The following is a 24,559-nucleotide window of genomic DNA, read 5'->3' as shown; positions in this document are numbered from 1 at the left end:
GCCGGACGGCCAGTGCGCCTTGCAGGCCGCAGCCTCGCCAGAGGCGAGGCTTCTTCGGGCTGTCCAAGCCTGCGCAGGCAGGCTTGGAGCCGCGGCCCTCAGCCCCTTTGAGGGGGTCGCGCGAAGCGCGGCGGGGGTGTTTCTAGTGCGCCAGACTGCTGACCAGCGTCACCAGCCCAATGCCCGCCAGCAGCCAGGCCACCTGCGCCGCCGTCTCGCGCAGGCCCAGGCGTTTCTGCAGCTGCGGGATCAGATCGGCCAGAGCGACGTAGACAAAGCTGCTCGATGCCGCCACGAGGAAATACGGCAGGAAGTCTTCCAGTCGCGCCAGCAGGAAATAGCCCACCACACCGCCCAGCGCCGTCACCGTGCCCGCCAGCGACACCTTCACCAGCGCCGCGCGCTGCGTGCCCGAGGTGTGGCGCAGCACCACCAGATCGCCCATGTGGTGCGGCACCTCGTGCGCCAGCACCGCCACCGCCGTGACCACACCCAGCCGCATGTCGGCCATGAAGGCCGACGCGATCAGGATGCCGTCGCCAAAGGCGTGCACGCTGTCCCCGGCCAGCACCGCCCAGCCGCCGGAGCGCGGGGCATGGTGATCGTGGCCATGGCCGTGGGCGTGCCCGTGGTGGGCATGGTCGTGGCCTTCGTGACCGTCCTCGTGCCCCGCATCGTGGTGGTGCTCGTGGCCGTGGTGCCAGAGCTCGGCCTTGTCCAGCAGGAAGAAAAACACCAGCCCCGCCAGCAGCACGGCAAACAACTCCTGCGCGCCCGCCTCGCTCTCGAACGCCTCCGGCAGCAGGTGCATGAAGGCCGTGGCCATCAGCGCGCCGGCCGCCAGACTCAGCATGTGCTGGGTGAAGCGCGCCAGCATGGCGAAGCTCAGCGCGGCGGCCAGCCAGACGCTGCCCACGCCGGCAGCCACGGTTCCCAACAGGATTGCGATCAGGGTCATCTTGAATCGGAAGTCACAAAAAAAGGGCCGCAACCGCGGCCCTCTGGCTCGGAAAAGCCGGCAAGGATCAGGCCACGCCGTGCTGCTTGAACCAGGCCGTCGCGCGTTTCCAGCCATCTTCGGCCGGCTCCTTGCGGAAGCTCGGGCGGTAGTCGGCGTGAAACGCGTGCGGCGCATCGGGGTACACCACGAAAGTCGAGGCCTTGGCCGCGGCGTTGCCCGCGGCCAGAACCGTCTTCATCTTATCAATCGTGTCAAGGGGGATGCCGGTATCGGCCCCGCCATACAGGCCCAGCACCGGCCCGTGCAGCCCCGCGGCCACGTCCACCGGGTGCTTCGGGTTGAGTTCGCTGGCCTGCCCGACCAGCCGGCCGTACCAGGCCACCGCCGCCTTGACCGAAGGGTTGTGCGCCGCGTACAGCCAGACGTGGCGCCCGCCCCAGCAGAAGCCCGTCACGCCCAGCTTGCGGGTGTCGCCGCCGTTGGCCGCAGCCCACTTCACCGCCGCGTCCAGATCGCCCATCACCTGCGCATCGGGCACCTTGGACACCACCTCGGCGATCAGCTTGGCGATCTCGCCATAACTCTGCGCGTCACCCTGGCGCACAAACAGCTCGGGCGCAATCGCCAGGTAACCGGCCTGGGCAAAGCGGCGCGCGGTGTCGGCGATGTATTCGTGCACGCCAAAAATCTCCGACAGCACCAGCACCACCGGCAACCCCGTCTTGCCCGCGGGCGCGGCGCGGTAGGCCGGCATCTGGAAACCGTTGACGTCAATCATCACCTCACCCGCCGTCAGGCCGTCGGCCGGCGTCTTGATCGCCGTCTGCGCCATGATGGGCAGGGCTGCAGCGGCATAGCCCACGCCCAGGGCGGCCTTGAGTGCGGTTCGGCGCGTGGCGGTTGCGCCCACGTCGCGCGCATCGAGCAGCGCCCGACTGTCGGTGATGAGATCTGCATTCAGCATGTTGTTCTCCGGGTTGGTTTGTCTGCGGCATGACGCCCCTGCAGCGGACCGGCTGAAGGGCGCCAGTCTGCCCTGATCGTCCGCTTGGCGATTGGTTCACCAACGGTTGCAATTGGCGGTTGCCGGTTTGCGGCGCGCTGCCCACAATGCTCCCAACAAATACCGCCACAAGGCAGGGGGAGGCCACATGCTACAGCTCGGTCCGGTGTTGCAGTTTCTGGGTTGCCAGAATCACACATGGGGTATCGGTGTGCTCGTCGTCACCGATGCCGGCGACCCACCGCCGGCCCTCCATCTGCAGGCGCCGGCCCAGGTCGTCGCTCCGGTGCAGACGGCCGTGCCCGGCCTTTCGGCTTCCGCCTGGCGCTTCGATGTCGCCGTGCCACAGACCGCGGCCGCGCAGACCGTGAACTACCTGCTGGATGGCCAGGGCCACAGCTTCCACGTGCCCGGCGCCGATGCCATGCCCAGCATGGCTTATGTGTCGTGCAACGGCTTCTCGGACCCGCGCGCCAAAAAGGGCCTGCAGCAGCCCAACGCCCTCTGGTCGCGCCTGGGCCGCCTGCACAACCAGATCGACCGGGTCGACAGCACCCGATTCGGCCCGCTGCACCTGCTGCTCATGGGCGGCGACCAGATCTACAGCGACGACATGTGGGTCAAGTTGCCCGAGCTGCAGGCGTGGTCCGAACTGCCCTGGCCCCAGCGCATCACCGCCCCGTTCACCGCCAGCCTGCGCAACGCGCTGGCCGCACACTTCTCCCGCCTCTACCTGGATCGCTGGAACCAGCCCGAAGTGGCCGCCCTGCTCGCCAGTGTGCCCACCGTGATGATGTGGGACGACCACGACATCATGGACGGCTGGGGCTCGCACCCCGCCGAGCTGCACGACTGCCCGGTTTTCCAGGGCATCTTTGCCGTGGCCAGCAGCGCGTTCGAACTCTTCCAGCGGCAGATGATGGGCGCTCCGTCGCCCGCCACCCTGCCCGGCCAGACGGCCCACAGCAGCGGCTACCGCATCGGACCGGCGGGCCTGCTGGTGCTCGACATGCGCAGCGAACGCCGGCCCCGCGGTGGCGACCTGAACGCCAGCGGTGGCCTGCTGCGTGCCGAACAGGTGGTCAGCGAAGCCAGCTGGCGCGCCATCTACCGCTGGCTCGACACCCAGGCCGCCGCAGGCGACATGAAACACCTGTTCGTCATGAGCAGCATCCCCGTGGTGCACCCCAGCTTCGAACTGCTGGAAAAACTGCTCGGCATCTTCCCCGGGCAGCAGGAGCTGGAAGACGACCTGCGCGACCACTGGACCAGCCCGCCCCACAAGGCCGAGCGCCTGCGCCTCGTGCACCGCCTGCTCGGGGCCAGCGCAAGCGGCACCCGAGTGACCCTGCTGTCAGGCGATGTGCACGTGGCCGCCGTGGGCGTGATCGAATCCGACCGCGCCGACGTGCCCGCCACGGCCCGCGTGATCAACCAGCTCACCTCCAGCGGCATCGTGCACCCGCCTCCGCCGGGCGTGGTGTTGTTCTTTCTGGAACAGGCCTGCCAGATGGTGGAGACCATCGACCGCGGCATCAGCGGCGCGATGTACGAGTTCCCGACGACCCGCCACCGCATGATCGGCTGCCGCAACTTCATGACCCTGCAGCCCGACGCTCCCGGTCAGGCCAACCGCTTCTGGATCAACTGGTGGGCCGAGGGGGAGGCGCATCCTTACACGAAGGTGGTGCACCCGGTGACGTGAACGGGCTGGGTCAGTGCGCCTGGTCCCAGTTCGCCCCCACGCCCACCTCGGCCAGCAGCGGCACCTTGAGCGCGGCCACGCCGGCCATCAGGCGCGGGATCTCGGTCTTCAGCCAGTCCACTTCCGGCAAGGGCACTTCGAACACCAGTTCGTCGTGCACCTGCATGATCATCTTCGTGCCGCGCTGTTGTTCGTCCAGCGCGTGCTGCACCGCCACCATGGCCAGCTTGATGAGGTCGGCTGCGGTGCCTTGCATGGGGGCGTTGATGGCCTGGCGCTCCAGCGCGGCGAGCTTGGCGCCCTTGGCGTTGCGAATGTCGGGCAGCACCAGCTTGCGGCCGAACACGGTTTCGACGTACCCGTTCTGTTTGGCCAGGGCGCGGGTGTCGTCCATGTACTGTTTGATGCCCGAGAAGCGCGCGAAGTAGCGGTCGATGTAGGTCTTGGCCGCCGCGTTCTCGATGCCCAGCGACTTGGCCAGGCCGAAGGTGCCCATGCCGTAGATGAGGCCGAAGTTGATGGTCTTGGCGTAGCGGCGCTGTTCGTTGCTGACTTCGGCGGGCGTGATGCCGAACACCTCGGCAGCGGTGGCGCGGTGCACGTCTTCACCGGCCTGGAAGGCACGCAGCAAAGCCGCGTCGCCGCTCAGGTGGGCCATGATGCGCAGCTCGATCTGCGAGTAGTCGGCACTGGCGATGACGCTGCCAGCGGGTGCCACGAAGGCTTCGCGCACCTTGCGGCCTTCGGCGGTGCGGATGGGGATGTTCTGCAGGTTCGGGTCGTTGCTGGAGAGGCGACCGGTCACGGCCACGGCCTGCGCGTAGTGCGTGTGCACGCGGCCGGTGCGCGGGTTGGCAAGCTGGGCGAGCTTGTCGGTGTAGGTGCCCTTGAGCTTGCTGAGGCCCCGGTGTTCCAGGATTTTTGCGGGCAGCGGGTAGTCTTCGGCGAGCTTTTCCAGCACCTCTTCGTCGGTGCTGCGCGCGCCGGTGGCGGTTTTCTTGATGACGGGCAGGCCGAGTTTGTCGAAGAAGATTTCGCCGAGCTGCTTGGGGCTGGCCAGGTTGAAGGGCTGGCCAGCAATTTCATACGCCTCCTGCTCCAGCGCGAAGATGCGCTGACCGAGCTCGTGGCTCTGTTTGGCCAGCGTGGGTGCGTCGATCAGCACGCCGTTGCGCTCGATGCGGTAGAGCGTTTCGCTGCTGGCGATTTCGAGTTCGTAGATGAAGCGCAGTTTCGCATCGGCGTCCAGCTGCGGCCAGAGCGCGCGGTGCACGTCGAGCGTCTGGTCGCTGTCTTCGCACGAATATTCGGATGCCTTGGCCACGTCCACCTGGGCAAACGGGATCTGGTGCGCGCCCTTGCCGCACAGGTCTTCGTAGTTGATGCCGCTGCGGCCCAGGTGGCGCTCGGCCAGGCTGGCCAGGCCGTGCGGCTTGTGCACCTCGAGCACGTAGCTTTGCAGCATGGTGTCGTGCACATAGCCCTGCACCTCGATGCCGTGGTTGGCGAACACATGGCGGTCGTACTTGATATGCTGGCCGAGCTTGTGTTTGGTCGGGCTCTCCAGCCAGGGCTTGAGCTTCGCCAGCACCTCGTCGAACGGCAACTGCTCGGGCGCATCGGGGCCGGCGTGTTTGAGCGGGATGTAGGCGGCTTCGCCGGGTGTCACGCTGAAGCTGATGCCGACGATCTGGGCCACCATTTCGTCGAGCGAGGTGGTTTCCGTGTCCACAGCCACGAGATCGGCGGCTTCCACCTTGGCGAGCCAGGTGTTGAAGAGGTCCCAGGTGAGGATGGTGTCGTAGGCGAGGCTGCCGCTGGAAGGGGCTGCGGACGTTTCGCTGGCCTCGGCTGGCTCGGCTTCGCTGAAGAGGTCGTTGGTGGGCGCGCCCCTCACCCCGGCCCTCTCCCCAGAGGGACGTGGGGTTGAAGATGGGCGCTCGTCGCCGCCCAGCGCCTTCGCAAGGCCCTTGAAGCCGTAGGTCTCGTAGAACGCCTTGAGCGGTTCGGTCTGCGGCTGGCCGATGCGGATGGCGTCGAGCGCGGGCATGTCGGGCACCCAGCCGTTCAGGTCGCAGTCGGTCTTGATGGTCAGCAGCTGGCGGCCGGTGGGCAGCCAGTCGAGCGCCTTGCGCAGCTTCTCGCCCACCGCGCCCTTGATCTGGTCGGCCTGCGCCACCAGGGCGTCCACCGAACCGTATTCCTGCAACAGCTTCACGGCGGTCTTGGGGCCCACGCCCTGCACGCCGGGCACGTTGTCGACCTGGTCGCCCACCAGCATCTGGTAGTCCAGCATCAGGCGGGCCGGCACGCCGAATTCGGCCTCCACCCCGGCCAGATCGCGCACCTTGCCGCTCATGGTGTCGATGATGGCGATGTGTTCGTTCACCAGCTGGGCGAGGTCCTTGTCGCCACTGGAGATGATCACGTTGATGCCCTGGCGGGCCGCCGTCACGGCCAGGGTGCCGATCACGTCGTCGGCTTCGACGCCGGGCACGTCGAGCACCGGCCAGCCCATCAGGCGCACCACCTCGTGAATGGGGGCAATCTGGCTGCGCAAATCGTCGGGCATGGGGCTGCGCTGGGCCTTGTATTCGGGGTAGATGGCGTCGCGGAAGGTCGGGCCTTTGGCATCGAACACGCAGGCGCCGTAGGCGGCGGGGTGGTCTTTGAGCAGCTTCTGCATCATGTTGATCAGGATGCGGATGGCTCCGGTCTTCTGCACCGTGCCGTCGGGCAAGGTGGTGCTCATGGCGTCACCACCGGCAAAGAAGGCGCGGTAGAGGTAACTGGAACCATCGACCAGCAACAGGGTGGGGGTGGGCGTTTTTTCGTCGGACATGGGGCGATTGTGGGGGAATCTCCACAGCCCGGGCCGACGCGCGGCGCCACCCGACTGCCTACAATGGGGCATGCGCCATACCACCACCCTCCTGTCCCGCCTGTCAGTGCCGGCTCTCGCCCTGACCCTTGCCCTGCCCGCGCTCGCCCAGGCCCCTGCGCCAGCCGCCGAAGCGGCGGCGGTCGTGCCTGCCGAATCCGGCCCGCCCGCGAGCGGCGCGCGCATCGAGCGCATCACCCACGAAGACGGGCTCTCGCGCATCGACGAGCTGCGCGTGGGCGGCCAGACGCGCAGCATCGCCGTGCAGCCCAAGAACGGTGCACCCGGCTACGAGATCACGCCCTTGCCGGCCGGCGCAGACCTCACCGAGACCCAGAACAAGGGCTCCACGGGCAAGAGCCGCTGGCGCATCCTCAACTTCTGATCGCCTGTATTTTTCATGGCCGTTTACACCGAAGTCCCGTTTGACGAGGCGGCAGCGCTGCTGCGCGCGCTGAACCTGGGCGAACTCACCGAGCTGCGTGGCATCCACGGCGGCATCGAAAACACCAACTATTTCGTGACCACCGAGCGCGAGGGCCAGCACGAGACCCACGTGCTCACGGTGTTCGAGCGCCTGGGGTTCGAGCAGCTGCCGTATTACCTGCACTTCATGAAGCACCTTGCGGGCAAAGGCATCCCGGTGCCCGAACCCGCCGCCGATGCCCAGGGCGAGATCCTGCACACGCTGCAGGGCAAACCGGCCGCGGTGGTGAACAAACTGCGCGGTCACAGCGAGCTGGCACCCACGGAATCGCATTGCCGGGCGGTGGGCGACATGCTCGCGCGCCTGCACTTGGCCGGGCGCGATTTCGGCATGAGCCAGCCCAACCTGCGCGGCCTGCCGTGGTGGAATGAAACCGTGCCGGTGGTGCTGCCGCACCTGAGCGCGAGCCAGAGCGCCCTGATCCGCACCGAACTGGCCTACCAGAACCACGTGGCGGCCCTGCCGGCGTACGCCGCCTTGCCCCGCGGCCCGGTGCACGCCGACCTGTTCCGCGACAACGTGATGTTTGAAGACGGTGAACTCACCGGCTTTTTTGACTTCTATTTCGCCGGCAACGACAGCTTCCTGTTCGATCTGGCGGTCTGCCTCAACGACTGGTGCATCCGCCACAGCGCGGACGACAGCGACGGCCAGCACGACGCAGCCCTGGCGCAGGCCATGGCGTCGGCCTACCAGGCGGTGCGCCCCCTGAACGCGGCCGAGCGCAGCTTGCTGCCGGCCATGCTGCGCGCTGGCGCGCTGCGTTTCTGGCTCTCGCGCCTGTGGGACTGGCACCTGCCGCGCGACGCCAGCATGCTCAAGCCCCACGATCCCACCCACTTTGAGCGCGTGCTGCGTGAACGGGTGGGCCTGGCGCCCGACCTGCTGGCCTCGCTGCTGGAAGAACACAGCCTGGCCGCCTGAGAGGCTGAGAGGAAATCGGTCATGCCCGCCTTGACGCCCCAAACCACCGCCAGCCGCGTTGCAAATGCGCGCCGTAGCCCGAGCTACGGCTGTGCTTTGCGCCTTGCCGGCAGCGCTTTGGGACGCCCTTTCGGCCACGCCCAATTCCCTCCCAGCCTCTGAGCCCGACACAACCCCGCATGAAACTTCGCAACGTCCCCGCAGGCACCGGCCTGCAATGGGTGAAACTGGGCATCCAGACCTTTTTTCGCCAGCCCCTGGCCCTCTCGGGCCTGTTTTTCATGTTCATGGCCGCGGTGTCGGTGCTGTCGATCATCCCGATTCTGGGCACCGCCTTGTCGGCCGTGCTCACGCCAGCGGCCAACCTGGGCCTGATGGCGGCCAGCCGTGAGGCCTCGGCCGGGCGCTTCCCCATGCCATCCACGCTGGTCAGCGCGTTTCGCGGGAGCCGCGAACAGAAGCGCGCCATGCTGGTGCTGGGATCGATCTACGCCGGCTGCCTGCTGCTGGTGCTGGCCACAGCCGCGCTGCTCGGCCCCGCCGCGCCGGTGGGCGAAGTCGAAACCAGCGTCACCCCCCAAATGATGCAGGACCTGCTGGGCAGCCCGGGCCTGTGGTTTGCCCTGCTGGTGTACATCCCGGTGCTCATGATGTTCTGGCACGCGCCGGCGCTGGTGCATTGGCACGGCGTGAGCCCGGTCAAGAGCCTGTTTTTCAGCGCCCTGGCCTGCTGGCAGAACAAGGGGGCCCTGCTGGTTTTCGCCATCGGCTGGATGGGCGTGTTCCTGCTCTCCGGGCTGGTGATCAGTTTCCTGGGCTCGGTGTTGGGCGGCGCCCAGGCGCTCAATATCATCATGTACCCGGCCGTGCTGTTCGTGGCCTCGATGTTCTACGCCTCGGTCTATTTCACGTTCCGCGACAGCTTTGACACCGGCGCCGAGCCCGAACAACTGCCCTCAACCACCGGAGACCCGACATGACTCAGCACACCCTGCTTGGCCGCCATGAAGACGAGATGCTGTGGTTCCAGCGCCGCGAAGCCCTGGCCGCGGCTGGCGCCTGGCTGGCCCTCGGGGGCGCGGGCGCCGCGCAGGCCCAGGCGCGCAGCAATGTGGTCGACCTGCTGGGCGACGTGCTGCTCAACGGGCAGCGCATGTCGCGGCAGCACACGGTGCAGACCGGTGACCAGATCCAGACCGGCCCGGGCTCGCGGCTGCTGTTCGTGGTCGGCAACGCGGCCTTTCATGTGCGGCAGAACTCGCGCCTGGAGGTCGGGCGCGGCGCCACGCTCAACACCGTGAGCCTGCTGCGCCTGCTCACCGGGGCGGTGGTCAGCGTGTTCGGGCGTTCGGCCAGCCGCAGCATCGTCACGCCCACGCTCACCGCCGGCATCCGCGGCACCGGCGTCTACACCGAGGTCATGCCCGACCAGCGCAGCTATTTCTGCAACTGTTACGGCACGGTCGACGTGAGCGCCCGTGGCGACAAGACGCTCTCGGTGTCGAGCTACCACCAGTCGTTCTGGGGTGAGGTGGAGCCGAAGAACGGTCGCCTGCTCACGCCGGCCCAGGCGATCAACCACAGCGACGAGGAACTCGAGTTTCTCGGCCGCCTGCTGGGTCAGCCAACCGCCTGGCAGATCGCGGGCAAGAAGGGGGTGAAGGACGGCAAGGGCTACATGGAAGACCGGCCCGGGCAGATGCACCCGGCGGCGGGGCCGCTACCGCGTTGATAGCACGCTGAAGCGCCCAGGTGGGGCCAACTGCCACATCACTGTCACGCGGGTTTCACACAAACCGGGGATGCTAGGCCCCGTTTGTTCAACCCACGAGGCATCCCATTGAAAACCGACATCTCCCGCGCCGCCGACTTCTTCAACGAAGAAGACTCCAACCACACGGCCAACCCCCAGTTCGACCAGGTGCTTGACACCCGCCTCAGCCGCCGCGGCCTGCTGCGCGGCGCGGCCGGTGCAGCGGGTGCCGGCGTGCTGGGCGCATCGACCCTGAGCGGCTGCGCCACAGCAGGCGGTGCATCGGGCACCACCGGCCCCGCACTCACCAGCCTGGGCTTCAAGCCCGTGGCCAAGAGCCTGGCCGACAAGGTGGTCGTGCCCGAGGGCTACACCGCCCAGATCATCTACGCGCTGGGCGACCCGCTGGCCGCCGGTGTGCCGGCCTTCAAGAACGATGGCACCGACACCGCTTTCGAACAGCGTGCGGGCGATCACCACGACGGCATGGAGTGGTTTGGTCTGGACGCTTCGGGCAAACCCTCGAACAGCTTCAACAGCCGCGGCCTGCTGGCCATGAACCACGAAGCCACCACGGATGAAAAGCTCTCGTCGTTCTTCATTCACGCCAACGGCGGCACCGCCTCCCTGCCCCGCCCGGCCGCCGAAGTGGACAAGGAACTCGCGATCCACGGCCTGTCCGTGGTCGAGGTGATGTCCAACGGCAAGCAGTGGACCACCCAGTCAGGTTCCGCCTTCAACCGCCGCGTCACCTCCATGACGCCCGCCACCCTGCACGGCCCGGCTCGCGGCAGCGAGCACCTGGTGACGAAGTTCAGCACCGACGCCACGCTCTGCCGCGGCACGCTCAACAACTGCGGCACCGGCAAGACGCCCTGGGGCAGTTTCGTGAGCGGTGAAGAGAACTGGTACGGCTACTTTTTCCGCGACGCTCAGGACGACGACCGACGCAAGAAGGACAAGCAGGTCCAGGCGCTCAAGCGCTACGGCCGCAAGGCCGGCGAAGCCAGCCGCCACGGCTGGGAAAGCGCCGGGGCGCAGGACCAGTACGTGCGCTGGAACAACGGCGCCCTGGCCGCCAGCGCCAAGGACGACTACCGCAACGAGATGAACACGTTCGGCTACGTGGTGGAGATGGACCCCTACGACAAGAGCCAGCCGGTCCGCAAGCGCACCGGCCTGGGCCGCTTCGCGCACGAGAGCGTGGCCTTCGCCAAGCCGGTGGCGGGTCAGCCCATCGTGGCCTACATGGGCGACGACGCGCGCGGTGAGTACATCTACAAGTTCGTCTCCGACGCCAAATGGGACCCGAAAGACGCCAGCCCGGCCAACCGCCTGGCCGCCGGTGACAAGTACCTCGACAAGGGCACGCTGTTCGCCGCGCGCTTCAAGGGCGACGGCAGCGGCGAGTGGATGGAACTGTCGATGAACAACCCGGTGATCGCCGGCAGCTCGTACTTCGAATTCAAGTCCAACGCCGACGTGGCCATCTTCACCCGCCTGGCGGCCGATGCGGTGGGCGCCACCAAGATGGATCGCCCGGAGTGGAACGGTGTGCACCCCCGCACCGGCGAGGTCTATTTCACCCTGACCAACAACAGCAACCGCAGTGCCGCCACGGCCGATGCGGTCAACCCGCGCGCCTACGCCGACATGAAGGGCAGCAAGGAGCAGAAGGGCAACGTCAACGGCCACATCGTGCGCCTGGCCGACGCCTCGCCCGCAGGCTCGTCGTTCAAGTGGGACATCTACGTGTTCGGCGCTGAAGCCGGCGCCGACAAGTCCGCGGTGAACCTGTCGAACCTCACCGACGACAACGACATGTCGGCACCCGACGGTCTGGTGTTCAGCCCGGCCACCGGCGTGTGCTGGATCCAGACCGACGACGGCGCCTTCACCGACAAGACCAACTGCATGATGCTCGCGGCCATTCCCGGCAAGGTCGGCGATGGTGGCGCACGCACCGTGAAACACGGCGACAAGCAGGTCACCACCTACGTGGGCAAGACCCCGACGCCCGCCACGCTGGCGCGTTTCCTGGTGGGCCCCAAGGGTTGCGAGATCACCGGCTGGTGCGAGACGCCGGACGGCCGCGCGATGTTCATCAACATCCAGCACCCGGGCGAAAGCACGGCCATGGCCGATGTGAACGACCCCGCCAAGTACCAGAGCCAGTGGCCCGCCAACGCCGGCTACGGCGCCGGCAAACGCCCGCGCTCGGCCACCATCGTGATCACCAAGAACGACGGCGGCATCCTGGGCACCTGATCGGGTTCGCCCTGCTTCGAAAGCCCGGCTTCATTCGGCCGGGCTTTTTTTGGCCTCGTGAACGCCGGACCAGGCGCCCGCTTCAGAGCGCCGGCAACGGTGGCGCGGCCGGCATGGTGCGCCCGACATGGCGGGCCATGACACCCGTGAAGACCGCCTCGACCTGCGCCGCGATCTGCTGCCAGTCCAGCTGCGCGACCTGCTGCCGCGCCCGGGTGCTGGCCTGGGTGATGTGCTGGGGATGAGCCGCGAGTTCACGGGCGAGCGCGACGTAGGCGGACGCATCACCGGCCGGCGCCATCCAGCCGGTGACGCAGGGTTCCAGCCATTCGGCGGCGGCCGCTGTGTCGAAGGCCAGCACCGGCAGCCCGCTGGACAGCGCTTCCAGCGTGACATTGCCAAAGGTCTCGGTCAGGCTGGGAAACAGGCACAGGTCGGCCGAGGCGTAACACGCCGCCAGCGTGTCCTGCCGCAACTGCCCCACAAACACCGCCGGGGGACAGCGCTGCTGCAGTGCCTCGCGCTGTGGGCCGTCGCCCACGAACACGAGCCGCACATCGCGGTGCACCGCGGCCATCGCCTCGAAAGCGCGGATCGCGATCTCCAGGTTCTTCTCGGCCGCCAGCCGGCCCACCACCAGCAGCACCAGGCTGGCTTCGTCGGCGCCCCACTGGGCGCGCAGTTCGCTGCTGCGGCGCTCGGGCCGGAACAGCTGCGTGTCCACGCCGCGCGCGACCACGCGCGTGTTCTCGAAGCCGCTGGAGATCAGCTCGGCGCACAGTGCGCGCGTGGGCACCATGGTGCACTGCGTGAGGTTGTGGAACTTGCGCAGGTAGGCCACGATGGGTTTCTTCAGCCAGCCCAGGCCGTAGTGCTGGCTGTAGCTGTGGAAGTTGGTGCGGAAGTCGGAGGTCACGGGCAGCCGCAGGTGGCGCGCGGCCTGCAGCGCCGACCAGCCCAGCGGGCCCTCGGTGGCGATGTGCACGAGGTCGGGCCGCTGCAGCGCCCAGGCCGAGACCAGGGCCTTCTTGCCCGGCAGGCCGAGCTTGAGCTGCGGGTAGCGCGGGATCGGCATGCCGCGCATCAGCACCTCTTCGAACCCGGCGTCGTGCGCACCCAGGTCGGCGCGGGTCTGGCGCGGGCGCACGAGCTGCACCTGGTGGTTGCGTTCACACAGTCCCTGCACCAGCCGCGCCAGCGTGAGCGCCACGCCGTTGACTTCGGGCGGCCAGGTCTCGGTGACCACGGCCAGGCGCAGCGAAGGCCGGGCGGCCGGGAATTCCTGCACGAGGATGTTCTGTGAGGCGAGGTGGTTCATACCGCCATCTTCTGCAGCTTGCACAACAGGCATGTGACAAACCGGCCCGCGCCGATGACAGCCCTGTGCCCCTGCAATGACAAAGCGTCCCTGTCACCGGCCTTTCATCGAGTCTGCACATCATCTCGCCACCCCTTGTCCATTTCCCCAACAGGAGACCCATGTGACGACTTTCTTCGAGGCCCTCGACATCCAGCGCCAGGACGACCACCGCTACTACCACCACCACCGCATCAACCAGGCGCTGCATTTCGTCAGCGCGATCAGTTTCCTCGTGGCCTACGCGTGGTTGCTGATCGACCCGGTGGTCTCGGCGCTGATCGCCTGGCTGGTCTCCATGGCCACGCGCCAGGCGGGCCATTTCTTCTTCGAGCCCAAGGGCTACGACCACATCAACCAGGCCTCGCACGAACACAAGGAAGCCATCAAGGTGGGCTACAACCTGCAGCGCAAGATCGTGCTGATGGCCTTGTGGGCAGCCGCGCCGGTGGCGCTGCTGGTCTCGCCCGACCTGCAGGGCCTGATCGAGCCGCACAGCGACTGGACCGGCTATGCGCGCGACGTCGGCGCGGCCTGGCTGGTGATCGGGGTGGGTGGCCTGCTGTTCCGCACCGTGCACCTGTTCTTCATCCGCGATGTGCAGACCGGCCTGGTGTGGATGACCAAGATCCTGACCGACCCTTTCCACGACATCGCGCTGTACCACAAGGCCCCGCTGCATCTGATGCGCGGCGAGCTGCTCGACCCGGCCTACCACGGCCAGCGCGGCTGATCCGGCACCGGCAGCGACCACCCGCCTTGACACGCTCAGACCTGGCGCCCGAGCAGCGTGCCGAGCACCTCGCGCAGGATGCCGCGCCGGATGTCCTTGTTGCTCTGCCCGCCGCCCTGCCCCCACCAGCCCTGCGCCCGCATGTCGCGGCCGGCGAGCACGAACCTCTGCAGCACCTGCTCGAAATCGGCGTCGCTGAAGTTCAGGCTGAAGATCAGGCGCCCGGTGCCCACCCAGCTCAGGGCCAGACCGTGCCAGCGCAGGTGGTACTGCAGCAGCCAGTTGTAGCGCGAGGGCTCGGTGTAGCCGATGGTCCAGATGCTGTGCAGGTTCGTCGCGCGCATGGGCAGGCCTTCGGCGGCCATGGTGGTGTTGAAGCGCAGCGCGCGCGCGTCCCAGCGCGCCTCCTGCCCCTCGTAGACGGCCTGCACCTCGGGCGTGTTCAGGCGCCGCAAAAACGCGTTCATGCCGCCCATCACATAAGGGTGGGCGTTGAAGGTGCCACGCGCGAAACACAGGTCGGCCGGGCGCTCGGGGCGGTAGCGTTGCATCAGGTCGTGGCGTCCGCAGACCACGCCCACCGGGTAGCCACCGGCCAGCGTCTTGCCGTAGGTGACCATGTCGGCCTTCACGCCGAAGTATTCCTGCGCGCCGCCCTTCGCAAGACGAAAGCCGAGGAACACCTCGTCGAAGATCAGCACGATGCCGCGCTCGGTGCAGACCTCGCGCAGGCGCTGCAGCCAGGCGGTGTAGGCGGCCTTGTCGTAGCCGGCCTGCCGGCTGCTGTCGACCAGCGCCGAGTCGGCCGGGGCGTTGCGGTTGGGGTGCAGGGCCTGCAGCGGGTTCACCAGCACGCAGGCGATGTCCTTGCGGGTGCGCAAGACCTGCAGGCTGCGCTCGCTCAGGTCGGCCAGGGTGTGGGTCTCGCGCGGGGGCAGCGGGTTGCCCGGGCCGGGCTGCACGTCTTCCCACCAGCCGTGGTAGGCGCCGCAGAAGCGCACCAGGTGTTTGCGCCGCGTGTGATAGCGCGCCAGGCGCACGGCCTGCATCACCGCCTCGGTGCCCGACATGTGGAACGAGACCTCGTCCAGCCCGGAGATGGCGCGCAGCCGTGCGATGTTGTCGGCCACGCAGGGGTGGTAGGCGCCGAGCACCGGTCCGAGCTCCTGCGCCAGCGCCGCGCCCTCGGCCATGGTGGCCTTGTAGAAGTCCACGCCGAACACATTCACGCCGTAGGAGCCGGTCAGGTCGATGAAGCGGTTGCCGTCCAGGTCGGTCAGGCTCACGCCCTCGGCCGACCGCACGAACGCGCCCACCTTCAGCCGCTCGCTCACGATGGGGCTGAACTGGAAGGGCACGCGGTATTGGCCGGTGAACTGCAGGTCGGCCAGGCCCTCGCGCGCCTGCGCGGTGAGCGCCAGGGTCTTGGCGTAGCGCTGGGCAAAGCCGGCGCACAGCGTCTCGAAGGCCGCGCGCCGCAGCTGCGCGACCTCATCGGACACCCCGTCGCAGTTGAAGAACTTTTCCTCGTCGTAGGCGTAGCCCGGCAGCAGCCGCGCCAACCGCTTGGCCAAACGCGAATGGCCGGCGAGCGAGCGGTGCTTGGCGCGCGAGAGGTCGAGGCGGCGCTTGAGCGCGGGCAGACCCAGCGCGAGCGCGGCGGCCGGGAGGGCGTATTCGATGAAGGGCATGGCGATGACTGCTCCGTGACTGCAATCCCGCGTTTCTATTTCACCCCCATGACACCCGTATGAACCTGCGAGCCGCCGCTCAGCGCATGGTGCTGAACGAAGACCTGAATTTCCTGCTGACCAACCGCGTGCCGCGCATCGCGCTCACGCGCTTCATGGGCTGGTGGAGCCGCATCCGCAACCCCTGGGTGCGCGATGCGTCGATGGCGGTCTGGAAAACTTTTTCCGACATCGACCTGAGCGAGGCCAAACAATCCCACTTCGACAGCCTGCACGACTGCTTCACCCGCGAACTCAAGCCCGGCCTGCGCCCGCTCGATGGCCGACCCGGTGTGCTGACCAGCCCGAGCGACGGCATCGTCGGCGCCTGTGGCCGCATCGAGGCCTTGCAGTACGGCACGGACGCCCAGCTGTTCCAGGCCAAGGGCTTCCCCTACCGGCTGCTCGACCTGCTGGGCGACGACGAGCGCGGCCGGGCGCTGGCGCGCGAGCTGGCCGGCGGCAGCTTTGTCACGCTGCGCCTGACGTCGAGCATGTACCACCGCTTTCACGCGCCCTGCGACGCCACGCTCGAACACGTCACCTACATCAGTGGCGACACCTGGAACGTGAACCCGATCGCGCTCCAGCGGGTGGAGCGCCTGTTCTGCCGCAACGAACGCGCCGTGCTGCGACTGCGCCGGGCCGATGGCGGCCTGCTGGTGCTGGTGCCGGTGGCGGCCATCCTGGTGGCCAGCATGCGCCTGCGCGCGCTCGACGTGCCGCTGAACCTGCGCTACCGCGGCCCCCACCAGCTGCCCTGCTCGGCCCGCTACCGGCAGGGCGACGAACTCGGCTGGTTCGAACACGGCTCCACCATCCTGGTGCTCGCGCCGCCGGGTCTGGCGCTCGATCCCGCGCTGCACGACGGCCACCGCATCCGCATGGGCGAAGCCCTGCTGCAAACCACCCCCCTCACCCCCCAAACCCATGACCACGGTTGACCTGATCTACTTCAACGCCGGCGGCGGCCACCGCGCCTCCGCGCTCGCCCTGCAATCCGTGCTGCGCGAACTGGGCCGCCCCTGGGACGTGCGCCTGGTCAACCTGTTCGAGGTGCTCGACCCCTCGGGCCGCTTCAAGCGCCTCACCGGCAAGGCGCCGGAGGACTGGTACAACCAGCGCCTCGCGCGGGGCTGGACCCTGGGCATGGCGCACGAACTCAAGATCCTGCAGGGCCTGATCCGGCTCACCCACCCGACCCTGGTGCGCAAGCTGCGGCGCCACTGGCTACGCACGCGCCCCGACCTCGTGGTCTCGCTGATCCCGAACTTCAACCGTGCCCTGTACGAAAGCCTTATCGCCGCGCTGCCCGGCGTGCCCTACGTCACCGTGCTGACCGACCTCGCCGACCTGCCACCGCATTTCTGGATCGAGCGCGACCAGTCGCAGCACTTCGTCTGCGGCACACCGCGCGCGGTGCAGCAGGCCCTCGCGCTGGGCCACGCCGAAGACCGCGTGCACGCCACCTCGGGCATGATCCTGCGCCCCGAGTTCTACCGGCCCGCCACCCTCGACCGGGCCGCCGAACAGCGCCGCCTCGGGCTGGATCCGCAGCGCCCGACCGGGCTGGTGCTGTTCGGCGGCCACGGCTCCAAGGCCATGCTGGGCATCGCCGAGCGGCTGAGCGACACCCAGCTGATCCTGGTCTGCGGCCACAACCAGGCCCTCGCCGAACGCCTGCGTGCCCAGCCCTCGACCGCGCGGCACGTCGTGGTCGGGTTCAGCAGCGACATCCCCGCCTGGATGCGGCTGGCGGACTTCTTGATTGGCAAGCCCGGCCCGGGCAGCGTGAGCGAGGCGGTGCAACTGGGCCTGCCGGTGATCGTGGTGAACAACGCCTGGACCATGCCGCAGGAGCGCTACAACGCCGACTGGATCCGCGAGCAGCGGCTCGGCGTCGTGATCGGCAGCTTCCGCGGTGTGGACAGCGCGGTGGCGCAATTGCTGGACGAGTTGGACGCGTACCGCGCCCGCGTGGACCGGATCCAGAACCGGGCGCTGTTCGAGATCCCGGAGATCCTGGCCGCGCTCTTGCAGAGCGGGGCGCTGCACCACTCGCGAAGTGAGAAGCGATGCAACCCCAGGGGCACCGCCGGGCCGGCTTTGCCGGACGGCCAGTGCCGCCCCCCTTGAGGGGGGTGACGCGAAGCGGCGCGGGGGGTGCTTCCTTCCCTCAGCGCAGGCCGGCGCAGTTTGCGTAGAAGGTGGTGGTGGCGGGCCAATCGGAGAACACGCCCATCACCTTCACGTCGCGAGCCAGCACGTCGAGCACACGCATCACGTCGCCTTCGGTCTGGATGGCACTGTCGAACGACTGGTAATAAAAGCCGTTGTTGCCATCGGCCAGCAGGCCCGAACGCTCCAGCGACCAGGCGATGATGCCCAGCCCGGCCGCCCGGGCGTCACGCGCGTACTGAGAGGGCACGATATCGCCCGCGGCGTTGGTGCTCAGCAAGGCAAAGATGGGGGGTGCCACGATCTGGATGCCCTGGCTCTTGTAGTCCACCAGCTCATTGCGGCCGGGCAGGTCGGCCACGGTGTTGGCGTCGTCCAGGTACACCGCCTGCTTGCCGAACGCGGCCTCGTTGCGCACCCAGTACAGCACGTCGTTGATGTTGAAGGACTGCGCAAACACCTGGCGCGGCGACACGCCAGCCTGCTTGTACTCGTCGATCATCTTCTGTGCATAGGCCTCTTGCGTGAAGCCGTCAAAAGGCATCGTCACGCTCGCGCTCTTGAGTTCCGGCGTCATCTTCACGCCCAGCCGCTTGAAGAGTTCGATGCTCTCGGCGTGGGTCATCAGCGTGCCGCTCGTGAGACCCGAATACAGGTCGGTGCGGAAATTCGCCGTGCCGCCCAGGTACTCCTGCGGCGTGCGGGCCGCCGGGTTGAACGCGTCCATCTTGCCGCGCAAGGTCCGGAACTCGGCGAGCGTGATGTCGCTGGTGCGGCATTCGACCTTGGCCGGTGTGACCACCTTGCCGTCGGCGTCGAGTGTGGCCGGCACGAAGGGCGTGGTGCATTTGACGGCCAGCGGCGTGACCAGGATGTTGGTGGTGGTGTGCAGGTCGTTCTGCGCGTGGCGGCAGACCAGTTCCTTGTCCTTGGTGAAGGTCACGTCGCACTCGACGATGCCGGCCCCCATGCGCGCCGCCGCGGTGTACGACTCCACCGTGTGCTCGGGGAACTGCAACGGTGCACCCCGGTGACCGATGGAAAAATCGCGCGCGGTGAACTGGCCGCGCTGCGCACACTGCTGGAGCTTCTGCTTCAGGCGGCTGTCGGCCATGTCGTCGACGAGGAAGAACGGGCGCACACCCAGTTCCACGGAGGCCGGCTTTTCAGCGCGGTGGCCGGGCCGCTGGTCGCCCGGTGAAGCCAACGCAGCGGTGGCGGTCAGACCCAGCAGGGCCAGGACGGGAATCAGGTGACGCATGGAGTACCTCATGAAGAAGATGGTGATCGGTGGTTGAACACGACGCGGACCGCATCGCCCGGACCATGCTAGGACGCCCATGTGGCAACGGCGTGGCAGCCGCCACCGGTCAGCGCTGTCACATCGGGAGCGAGCGCTTCAGCGGTTCCAGGCCGACTGGCTGCGTTTGCGGCGGGCCTGGAAACGACAGCGCTGCAGGGCCAGCAACTCCAGAACGCCACCGACCACGCCGCAGCCGATCGCGCCCAACAGCTTGAGTGCCCGAAGCGGATCCCGCTTGCGGCGATCGCCGGCGTTGTTCATCATGCAAAGCCCTTTCTGGCCGACCCGTGATGCCGGCGAGTCACCTTAGCTTTTTCATGTGACGATTTTGCGTCAACCCCAGGCGTGCGCAAGCTTGGCCGACGGTGTGCCGAACCGGTCCCCCGGCGTTATGCTCGGCGCTGATCCAACCGTCATCACACCCCACACCACCGCCCCACACCGTGCCTGATTCCGCCCTGCCCGAGCTGCTGGCACTTGAAAAAATCATGGAGCTGGGCGCGCCCCATCTGCAGGTGCAGGAGCCGTGCCGGATCACGCTGCCATCGGGCCGCAGCTTTCCCGTGCACGCCATCACCCTGGGCAACCCCAGCCTGGATGTGCCTGCGGTGGGCTACTTCGGCGGTGTGCACGGGCTGGAACGCATCGGTGCCCAGGTGGTCATCGCCTTCCTGCAGAACATCGTCACGCGGCTGTCGTGGGACACCTCGCTGCACCGCCTGCTGGACAGCGTGCGCCTGGTGTTCATGCCCATCGTCAACCCCGGCGGCATGTGGGCCGCGACGCGGGCCAATCCGCGCGGCGTGGACCTGATGCGCAACGCCCCGGTTGAAGCGCGGGAAAAAGTGCCCTACATGCTCGGTGGCCAGCGGCTGAGCGCGGGCCTGCCCTGGTACCGCGGGCGCCTCGGTGATCCGCTGGAAGCGGAGAGCCAGGCGGTCTGCGACGTGGTGCACAGCGAACTGCTGAGCCGCCCGTTCAGCATCGCGCTGGACTGCCACTCGGGCTTCGGCATCAGCGACCGCCTCTGGTTCCCGTTTGCCCATACGCGTGAGCCCATCCCCCATCTGGCCGAGGTGCACGCGCTCAAGGCCATCTTCGAGCAGGCCCACAGCCACCACCCCTACATCATCGAACCGCAGAGCGCGCAGTACCTGACCCACGGCGACCTCTGGGACCACCTTTACCTGCAGGCCAGCACCGCACACCCGGAGCGCACCTTTTTGCCGCTGACGCTGGAGATGGGTTCGTGGCTGTGGATCAAGAAGAATCCGCGCCAGCTGTTTTCGCGCAAGGGCATCTTCAACCCGCTGATCGGCCACCGCCAGCAGCGCGTGCTGCGCCGCCACCTGGCGCTGCTGGACTTTCTCTCGCGCGCTGCGAGCAGCCACACGCGGTGGACACCTGGCGCCGAACAGCGCGTCCAGCGCCATGCGGATGCGCTGGCTGACTGGTATTGAGCTGGTTTTTCATGATGCTCTTCTGTTGTGAACTGTCAGTCTTGTTTGTTGCACCTCGCAAGCCAAGTCGTGTGCGGGCAGGCCACACACGCCTTGGCAGAAAAGATGTGGGGTCGCTAACGGTGGAGAGCCACTTCATGGCTGTGCTGCGGCAGGCGCTGCCCGGTGGGGGCGATTTCTGGGGCGGCTGTGCACGCCAGCCTGGGGCCGGGCGCGCACGTGCGCGCCTCGTTTCATGCTCGCGGCCATTGTTTGAGCGGAGAGAGCGCAGCGAACGCAGCGAGTTTGGCCGCGCCGGCCCCAGGCTGGTGGGTGCAGCGAAGTCGGCGCAAGGCGCCGACCGCCCCAGTATGAGCCCCCGCCGGGCAGCGCCTGCCGCAGCCGCGAGAAGCAAAGAGCGAGACGTGCAGCGGCAGATCCGCTCAACCCCAGTCATTCCAAAAGGAACTCACACAACAGCACGACGTGAGGAGGTTTCCCCATGAACACCTGGATTTTCCTCAGGGGCCTGACGCGCGAAGCCGCGCACTGGGGACGTTTCACCACCGTCTTCCAGCAGGCCCTGCCCCGCGCCCGCATCCTCACGCTGGACCTGCCGGGCAATGGTGAACACCGCCGCCAGACCAGCCCGCTCTCGGTGGCCGGCATGGTGGCCGCCTGCCGGGACGAACGCGTCCGCCGCGGCATCGAGACCCCGGTGTACCTGCTCGCCATGTCGCTCGGCGCCATGGTGGCGGCCGAGTGGGCGCGTGTGGCGCCCGACGAGCTGGACGGCTGCGTGCTCATCAACACCAGCATGCGGCCGTTCAGCCCCCTGCACCACCGGCTCCGGCCCGCCAACTACCCGGCCTTGTTTCGACTGGCCCTGGGCCGGGGTACGGCAGAAGCCATCGAACAGACGGTGCTGCGGCTCACCAGCAACCAGCCGGATCAACTGCGCGACGTGATCCCGGACTGGGCGGCCGTGCGCCGCCACCGCCCGGTGAGCGCCGGCAACGCCGTGCGCCAACTGCTCGCCGCGGCCCGTTACCGCGCGTCCCGGGAGGCGCCCGGCGTTCCCCTGTTGTTGCTGGCCAGCGAGCACGACCAGCTGGTGGACAGCCGCTGCTCGCAGGCCATCGCCAGCGCCTGGCACTGCCCGCTGCTGACGCACCCGGCCGCAGGCCACGACCTGCCGCTGGACGACCCGCGCTGGGTGGCGGACCAGGTGCGGCGTTGGCTGTCTGGCCAGCCCGGGGCCTGACTCACATCACCTTCTTGCGCAGCAGCGCGCTGAGCCGCTCCACCAGCACCACCAGCGCGAAGATCGCCAGGATGATGGTGGCCGCCTCGTCGTAGTTGAACAGGTCCATCGCCACCTTCAGCTCGATGCCGATGCCGCCCGCCCCCACCAGCCCGAGCACCACCGACGAGCGCGTGGCCTTTTCCAGGCTGAACAGCGAGGTGTTGATGAACGATGGCATGGCGGCCGGGAACACGGCGCACATGATCAGCGACAGGCGGCTCGCCCCCATGGCCGAGAGCGCCTCCTGCGGCCCGCGGTCCACCTCTTCCATGGCCTCGGCAAAGAACCGGCCACAGAACCCGATCTTGTCGATCACGATGGCCAGGGTGCCGGCGAACGGCCCCAGACCCACCGACACCACGAAGAGCAGCGCCCACACCAGGTCGGGCACGGTGCGGAAGAAGGCGATCAGGTTGCGCGCCGCGTGGTAGACCAGCGGATGGGGCGAGAGGTGCGGCGTGGCCAGCACGGCGATCGGCACGCTCAATAACACCCCGACCACCGTGCCCACGAAGGCCATCTGGAAGGTCTCCAGCAGCGCCCAGCCCACGGCTTCGAGCCGCGCGGTGGACGGCGGCAGCATTTCGCCCACCAGGCGTGTCATCTGCGGAATGCCGCCCCAGAGGTCACTGAACGAGACACCGGTCTTGTTGACCGACCAGGCGAAGAAGCCGAGCACGATCAGCCAGAGCATGAAGCTGGTCGTGCTGGTGCGCTCGAAGCGGTCCGGCAGGACCCGCAGGGCCGGGGTGGCGGTGTGCTCAGGCATACAGGGTTCTCAGTTCGGCGACGTCGATCTCGTGGCTCAGGGCATCGAGCACGATCTCGCCGCGCTGCAGGGCAATGACCCGGTCGGCGTATTTCACGGCGTGCACCAGGTCGTGGGAGGTGAAGACCATGGTCAGACCTTCGTCCTTCACCAGGCCAGAAAACAGCGACATGACCTCGTCGCCGGCCACCGGGTCCAGGCTGGCCGCGGGCTCATCGGCCACGATGAGGCGCGGCCGCTGCATCAGGGCGCGCGCCACCGCCACGCGCTGCGACTGACCGCCCGAGAGCTTGTCAGCGCGGCGCAGGGCGATGTGGGTCAACCCCACGCGCTCCAGACAGTGCATCGCTTCCTCGCGCAACGCCGCCGGGGCCAGGCTCTGCAGCCAGGCGCGGGCCAGCGGCGCGCGCGGCAAGGCACCGTGCAGCACGTTGGACAGGGCCGAGAGGCGCGGCACCAGGTTGTGTTTCTGGAACACGAAGCCGACCTGGGCGCGCAGCCGGCGCAACGCCTGGGCGTCCAGCCCGCCCAGCGGTGTGCCGAACAGCCGCACCTCACCCGCATCGGGCCGGAGCAGGTGCATGCAGCAGCGCAGCAGCGTGGACTTGCCTGCGCCGTTGGCGCCGATGAGCGCCACGCGCTGGCCCGTCGTCACCTGGAAGTGCACGTTGCGCAGCACCGGCGTGCCCGGCTCGAAGGACTTGCCCAGCGCGCTCACCACCAGATCGGCGACCGGGCTGGCGCTGGCCGCCGCGCCCGGGCCCATGGCGGGCGCAGCACCGGTGAACGCGGTCACGGGCGGGAAGGGATGCAACATACGAGCAGCGGGTTCGGGCCAGCGGGACACGGCGCCGCGCTCAATCACCGACGAAGGCGGCGTACTGCGCCTGGCCGATGGTGGCGTACATCTTGCGCACGTAGTTGTAGTCGGCGTCGGCGATGCTGGGGATGAACTTCATGCCCTGGAACTTCTGGTTTTCGTCCGGGCCGAGCAGCACAGCCGCGACCAGCGCTTCGGAGTTTTCGCTGAAGACCTTCTTCATCTGGGCGACCACGGCGTCGGACACATGGGTGCCGGCGAGCAGCACGTCGTTGGGCAGGTCGCGACCGCGGGCGATGACCTTGAAGACCACATCGGGGTGGCGCTTGGACAGGCCGGGCAGATCGGTGCGGTTGATGCCGATGGCGGCCACGTCGCCGCGCTTCATGGCCTCGACCGCCACGTTGCGGTTGATGTGCAGGATCTGCACGTCCTGCCCGGGCCTGAGGCCCAGGTCGGCCAGCACCTGGATCGGCGAGAGGTGGCGCGAGGTGGAACCGACGTCGCCGAGCGCAACCTTCTTGCCCTTGAGGTCTTCCACGCCGTCGATGCCCGAGCCCACCATCGTGACCACCGAGCCGTAGTACTCGGGGCGGCTGAAGCCCACCACCAGCTTGGCGTCGGTGCGCTTCTTGAACACCACGTATTCGGCCGGGCCGGTCAGCACGAGGTCGATCTTCTTCGCGTTGAGCGCTTCCACCGCGGCGGTGCGGTTGGGCACGGGGAACAGCTCGACCTTCATGCCGGACTTTTCCGACAGGATCTTCTGGAAGCCGGCGTATTCGCGCTGCAGGTTCTCCAGTCCGACGATGTCGGTGACGGCCAGGCGCAGCGTTTGCGCCTGGGCCGAGATAGCGGTGGCGGTGAGGCCGATCACCGCGGCGGCGGTGGCGAGGTGTTTGGTCCAGTTCATGAGGCAGCTCCAAGTGGTTTAGACAACTT

21 protein-coding genes are annotated in these 24,559 nt (G+C 67.9%); 11 read left to right on the top strand and 10 right to left on the bottom strand.

Annotation, left to right across the window (positions count from 1 at the left end; genetic code table 11):
- Positions 1-142: 142 nt before the first annotated feature.
- Together F3K02_RS26325 and F3K02_RS26320 are read right to left on the bottom strand one after the other, a co-directional pair.
- The gene (locus F3K02_RS26325) at positions 143-958 is read right to left on the bottom strand and encodes a ZIP family metal transporter (protein WP_177139529.1); all 816 of its coding nucleotides are present in this window, start codon (positions 956-958) and stop codon (positions 143-145) included.
- Between the two features lie 67 nt (positions 959-1,025).
- Complete coding sequence (locus F3K02_RS26320) at positions 1,026-1,925, bottom strand: dienelactone hydrolase family protein (RefSeq protein WP_177139527.1); 900 nt, start codon at positions 1,923-1,925, stop codon at positions 1,026-1,028.
- A gap of 250 nt (positions 1,926-2,175) precedes the next feature.
- Here F3K02_RS26320 and F3K02_RS26315 point away from each other — a divergent pair, with 250 nt between their 5' ends.
- Positions 2,176-3,669, top strand: coding sequence for an alkaline phosphatase D family protein (locus tag F3K02_RS26315; RefSeq protein ID WP_177139525.1), 1,494 nt, complete (start codon positions 2,176-2,178; stop codon positions 3,667-3,669).
- 10 nt (positions 3,670-3,679) lie between these two features.
- Here the strand turns inward: F3K02_RS26315 and polA are convergent, their stop codons facing one another.
- The gene (polA, locus tag F3K02_RS26310) at positions 3,680-6,511 is read right to left on the bottom strand and encodes a DNA polymerase I (protein WP_177139523.1); all 2,832 of its coding nucleotides are present in this window, start codon (positions 6,509-6,511) and stop codon (positions 3,680-3,682) included.
- Positions 6,512-6,581: 70 nt separating this feature from the next.
- Here polA and F3K02_RS26305 point away from each other — a divergent pair, with 70 nt between their 5' ends.
- The 5 genes from F3K02_RS26305 to F3K02_RS26285 all read left to right on the top strand — a co-directional run bounded on the left by F3K02_RS26305 (position 6,582) and on the right by F3K02_RS26285 (position 11,982).
- Complete coding sequence (locus F3K02_RS26305; RefSeq protein WP_177139521.1) at positions 6,582-6,935, top strand: hypothetical protein; 354 nt, start codon at positions 6,582-6,584, stop codon at positions 6,933-6,935.
- A 15-nt stretch (positions 6,936-6,950) separates the two neighbouring features.
- Positions 6,951-7,961: a homoserine kinase gene (locus F3K02_RS26300; RefSeq protein ID WP_177139519.1), complete on the top strand. Its 1,011-nt coding sequence runs from the start codon at positions 6,951-6,953 to the stop codon at positions 7,959-7,961.
- 179 nt (positions 7,962-8,140) lie between these two features.
- Positions 8,141-8,941, top strand: a complete 801-nt coding sequence (locus F3K02_RS26295) for a BPSS1780 family membrane protein (protein ID WP_177139517.1) — start codon at positions 8,141-8,143, stop codon at positions 8,939-8,941.
- Positions 8,938-9,693: a FecR family protein gene (locus tag F3K02_RS26290; protein WP_177139515.1), complete on the top strand. Its 756-nt coding sequence runs from the start codon at positions 8,938-8,940 to the stop codon at positions 9,691-9,693. Before F3K02_RS26295 ends, F3K02_RS26290 begins: the two co-directional genes overlap by 4 nt.
- Positions 9,694-9,795: 102 nt before the next feature.
- A complete protein-coding gene (locus F3K02_RS26285; RefSeq protein WP_343067184.1) occupies positions 9,796-11,982 on the top strand; it encodes a PhoX family protein in 2,187 nt (728 codons plus the stop codon).
- An 82-nt stretch (positions 11,983-12,064) separates the two neighbouring features.
- Here F3K02_RS26285 and F3K02_RS26280 read toward each other — a convergent pair whose 3' ends face one another.
- Positions 12,065-13,300, bottom strand: a complete 1,236-nt coding sequence (locus tag F3K02_RS26280) for a glycosyltransferase family 4 protein (protein WP_177139513.1) — start codon at positions 13,298-13,300, stop codon at positions 12,065-12,067.
- 163 nt (positions 13,301-13,463) lie between these two features.
- On the opposite strand from F3K02_RS26280, the gene F3K02_RS26275 reads away from it, so the two are divergent.
- A complete protein-coding gene (locus F3K02_RS26275) occupies positions 13,464-14,072 on the top strand; it encodes a DUF962 domain-containing protein (RefSeq protein ID WP_177139511.1) in 609 nt (202 codons plus the stop codon).
- A gap of 35 nt (positions 14,073-14,107) precedes the next feature.
- Here the strand turns inward: F3K02_RS26275 and F3K02_RS26270 are convergent, their stop codons facing one another.
- A complete protein-coding gene (locus tag F3K02_RS26270) occupies positions 14,108-15,763 on the bottom strand; it encodes an aminotransferase class III-fold pyridoxal phosphate-dependent enzyme (protein ID WP_177139510.1) in 1,656 nt (551 codons plus the stop codon).
- A gap of 59 nt (positions 15,764-15,822) precedes the next feature.
- Here F3K02_RS26270 and asd point away from each other — a divergent pair, with 59 nt between their 5' ends.
- Together asd and F3K02_RS26260 are read left to right on the top strand one after the other, a co-directional pair.
- Complete coding sequence (gene asd, locus F3K02_RS26265) at positions 15,823-16,746, top strand: archaetidylserine decarboxylase (protein WP_177139509.1); 924 nt, start codon at positions 15,823-15,825, stop codon at positions 16,744-16,746.
- Positions 16,733-17,938 (top strand): glycosyltransferase, encoded by a 1,206-nt coding sequence (locus F3K02_RS26260; protein ID WP_177139508.1) that lies wholly within the window; start codon positions 16,733-16,735, stop codon positions 17,936-17,938. The genes asd and F3K02_RS26260 overlap by 14 nt, the downstream gene beginning before the upstream one ends.
- Positions 17,939-17,978: 40 nt before the next feature.
- Here the strand turns inward: F3K02_RS26260 and F3K02_RS26255 are convergent, their stop codons facing one another.
- Together F3K02_RS26255 and F3K02_RS26250 are read right to left on the bottom strand one after the other, a co-directional pair.
- Positions 17,979-19,241, bottom strand: coding sequence for a glycerophosphodiester phosphodiesterase family protein (locus tag F3K02_RS26255; protein ID WP_177139507.1), 1,263 nt, complete (start codon positions 19,239-19,241; stop codon positions 17,979-17,981).
- Positions 19,242-19,379: 138 nt separating this feature from the next.
- On the bottom strand, positions 19,380-19,547 hold the full coding sequence (locus F3K02_RS26250; RefSeq protein ID WP_177139506.1) for a hypothetical protein: 168 nt from the start codon (positions 19,545-19,547) through the stop codon (positions 19,380-19,382).
- 179 nt (positions 19,548-19,726) lie between these two features.
- On the opposite strand from F3K02_RS26250, the gene F3K02_RS26245 reads away from it, so the two are divergent.
- Positions 19,727-20,743, top strand: a complete 1,017-nt coding sequence (locus tag F3K02_RS26245; RefSeq protein WP_343067175.1) for a M14 family zinc carboxypeptidase — start codon at positions 19,727-19,729, stop codon at positions 20,741-20,743.
- A gap of 481 nt (positions 20,744-21,224) precedes the next feature.
- Positions 21,225-21,986 (top strand): alpha/beta fold hydrolase, encoded by a 762-nt coding sequence (locus F3K02_RS26240; RefSeq protein ID WP_177139505.1) that lies wholly within the window; start codon positions 21,225-21,227, stop codon positions 21,984-21,986.
- Position 21,987: 1 nt separating this feature from the next.
- Here the strand turns inward: F3K02_RS26240 and phnE are convergent, their stop codons facing one another.
- From phnE to F3K02_RS26225, 3 genes are read right to left on the bottom strand one after another with little or no spacing between them, the layout of a single operon-like run.
- Positions 21,988-22,797 carry a phosphonate ABC transporter, permease protein PhnE gene (phnE, locus tag F3K02_RS26235; RefSeq protein ID WP_177139504.1) on the bottom strand — a complete coding sequence of 270 codons (810 nt, stop codon included), beginning with the start codon at positions 22,795-22,797 and terminating at the stop codon, positions 21,988-21,990.
- Positions 22,790-23,614, bottom strand: coding sequence for a phosphonate ABC transporter ATP-binding protein (locus F3K02_RS26230; protein WP_218179592.1), 825 nt, complete (start codon positions 23,612-23,614; stop codon positions 22,790-22,792). The genes phnE and F3K02_RS26230 overlap by 8 nt, the downstream gene beginning before the upstream one ends.
- Positions 23,615-23,654: 40 nt before the next feature.
- The gene (locus F3K02_RS26225) at positions 23,655-24,530 is read right to left on the bottom strand and encodes a PhnD/SsuA/transferrin family substrate-binding protein (RefSeq protein WP_177139502.1); all 876 of its coding nucleotides are present in this window, start codon (positions 24,528-24,530) and stop codon (positions 23,655-23,657) included.
- Between the last annotated feature and the right edge of the window lie 29 nt (positions 24,531-24,559).

This window comes from Hydrogenophaga aromaticivorans (assembly GCF_013387465.1).
In the GTDB taxonomy this organism is placed as follows: Bacteria; Pseudomonadota; Gammaproteobacteria; order Burkholderiales; family Burkholderiaceae_C; genus Hydrogenophaga; species Hydrogenophaga aromaticivorans.
This window is presented reverse-complemented; position numbering and strand designations above follow the sequence as displayed.

Excerpts from the sequence above, each read along its gene's own strand:
- F3K02_RS26325 (WP_177139529.1), bottom strand. The coding sequence starts at position 958 with ATGACCCTGATCGCAATCCTGTTGGGAACCGTGGCTGCCGGCGTGGGC.
- F3K02_RS26320 (WP_177139527.1), bottom strand. The coding sequence starts at position 1,925 with ATGCTGAATGCAGATCTCATCACCGACAGTCGGGCGCTGCTCGATGCG.
- polA (WP_177139523.1), bottom strand. The coding sequence starts at position 6,511 with ATGTCCGACGAAAAAACGCCCACCCCCACCCTGTTGCTGGTCGATGGT.
- F3K02_RS26305 (WP_177139521.1), top strand. The coding sequence starts at position 6,582 with ATGCGCCATACCACCACCCTCCTGTCCCGCCTGTCAGTGCCGGCTCTC.
- F3K02_RS26300 (WP_177139519.1), top strand. The coding sequence starts at position 6,951 with ATGGCCGTTTACACCGAAGTCCCGTTTGACGAGGCGGCAGCGCTGCTG.
- F3K02_RS26295 (WP_177139517.1), top strand. The coding sequence starts at position 8,141 with ATGAAACTTCGCAACGTCCCCGCAGGCACCGGCCTGCAATGGGTGAAA.
- F3K02_RS26290 (WP_177139515.1), top strand. The coding sequence starts at position 8,938 with ATGACTCAGCACACCCTGCTTGGCCGCCATGAAGACGAGATGCTGTGG.
- F3K02_RS26280 (WP_177139513.1), bottom strand. The coding sequence starts at position 13,300 with ATGAACCACCTCGCCTCACAGAACATCCTCGTGCAGGAATTCCCGGCC.
- F3K02_RS26270 (WP_177139510.1), bottom strand. The coding sequence starts at position 15,763 with ATGCCCTTCATCGAATACGCCCTCCCGGCCGCCGCGCTCGCGCTGGGT.
- asd (WP_177139509.1), top strand. The coding sequence starts at position 15,823 with ATGAACCTGCGAGCCGCCGCTCAGCGCATGGTGCTGAACGAAGACCTG.
- F3K02_RS26260 (WP_177139508.1), top strand. The coding sequence starts at position 16,733 with ATGACCACGGTTGACCTGATCTACTTCAACGCCGGCGGCGGCCACCGC.
- F3K02_RS26255 (WP_177139507.1), bottom strand. The coding sequence starts at position 19,241 with ATGCGTCACCTGATTCCCGTCCTGGCCCTGCTGGGTCTGACCGCCACC.
- F3K02_RS26250 (WP_177139506.1), bottom strand. The coding sequence starts at position 19,547 with ATGATGAACAACGCCGGCGATCGCCGCAAGCGGGATCCGCTTCGGGCA.
- F3K02_RS26240 (WP_177139505.1), top strand. The coding sequence starts at position 21,225 with ATGAACACCTGGATTTTCCTCAGGGGCCTGACGCGCGAAGCCGCGCAC.
- phnE (WP_177139504.1), bottom strand. The coding sequence starts at position 22,797 with ATGCCTGAGCACACCGCCACCCCGGCCCTGCGGGTCCTGCCGGACCGC.
- F3K02_RS26230 (WP_218179592.1), bottom strand. The coding sequence starts at position 23,614 with ATGTTGCATCCCTTCCCGCCCGTGACCGCGTTCACCGGTGCTGCGCCC.
- F3K02_RS26225 (WP_177139502.1), bottom strand. The coding sequence starts at position 24,530 with ATGAACTGGACCAAACACCTCGCCACCGCCGCCGCGGTGATCGGCCTC.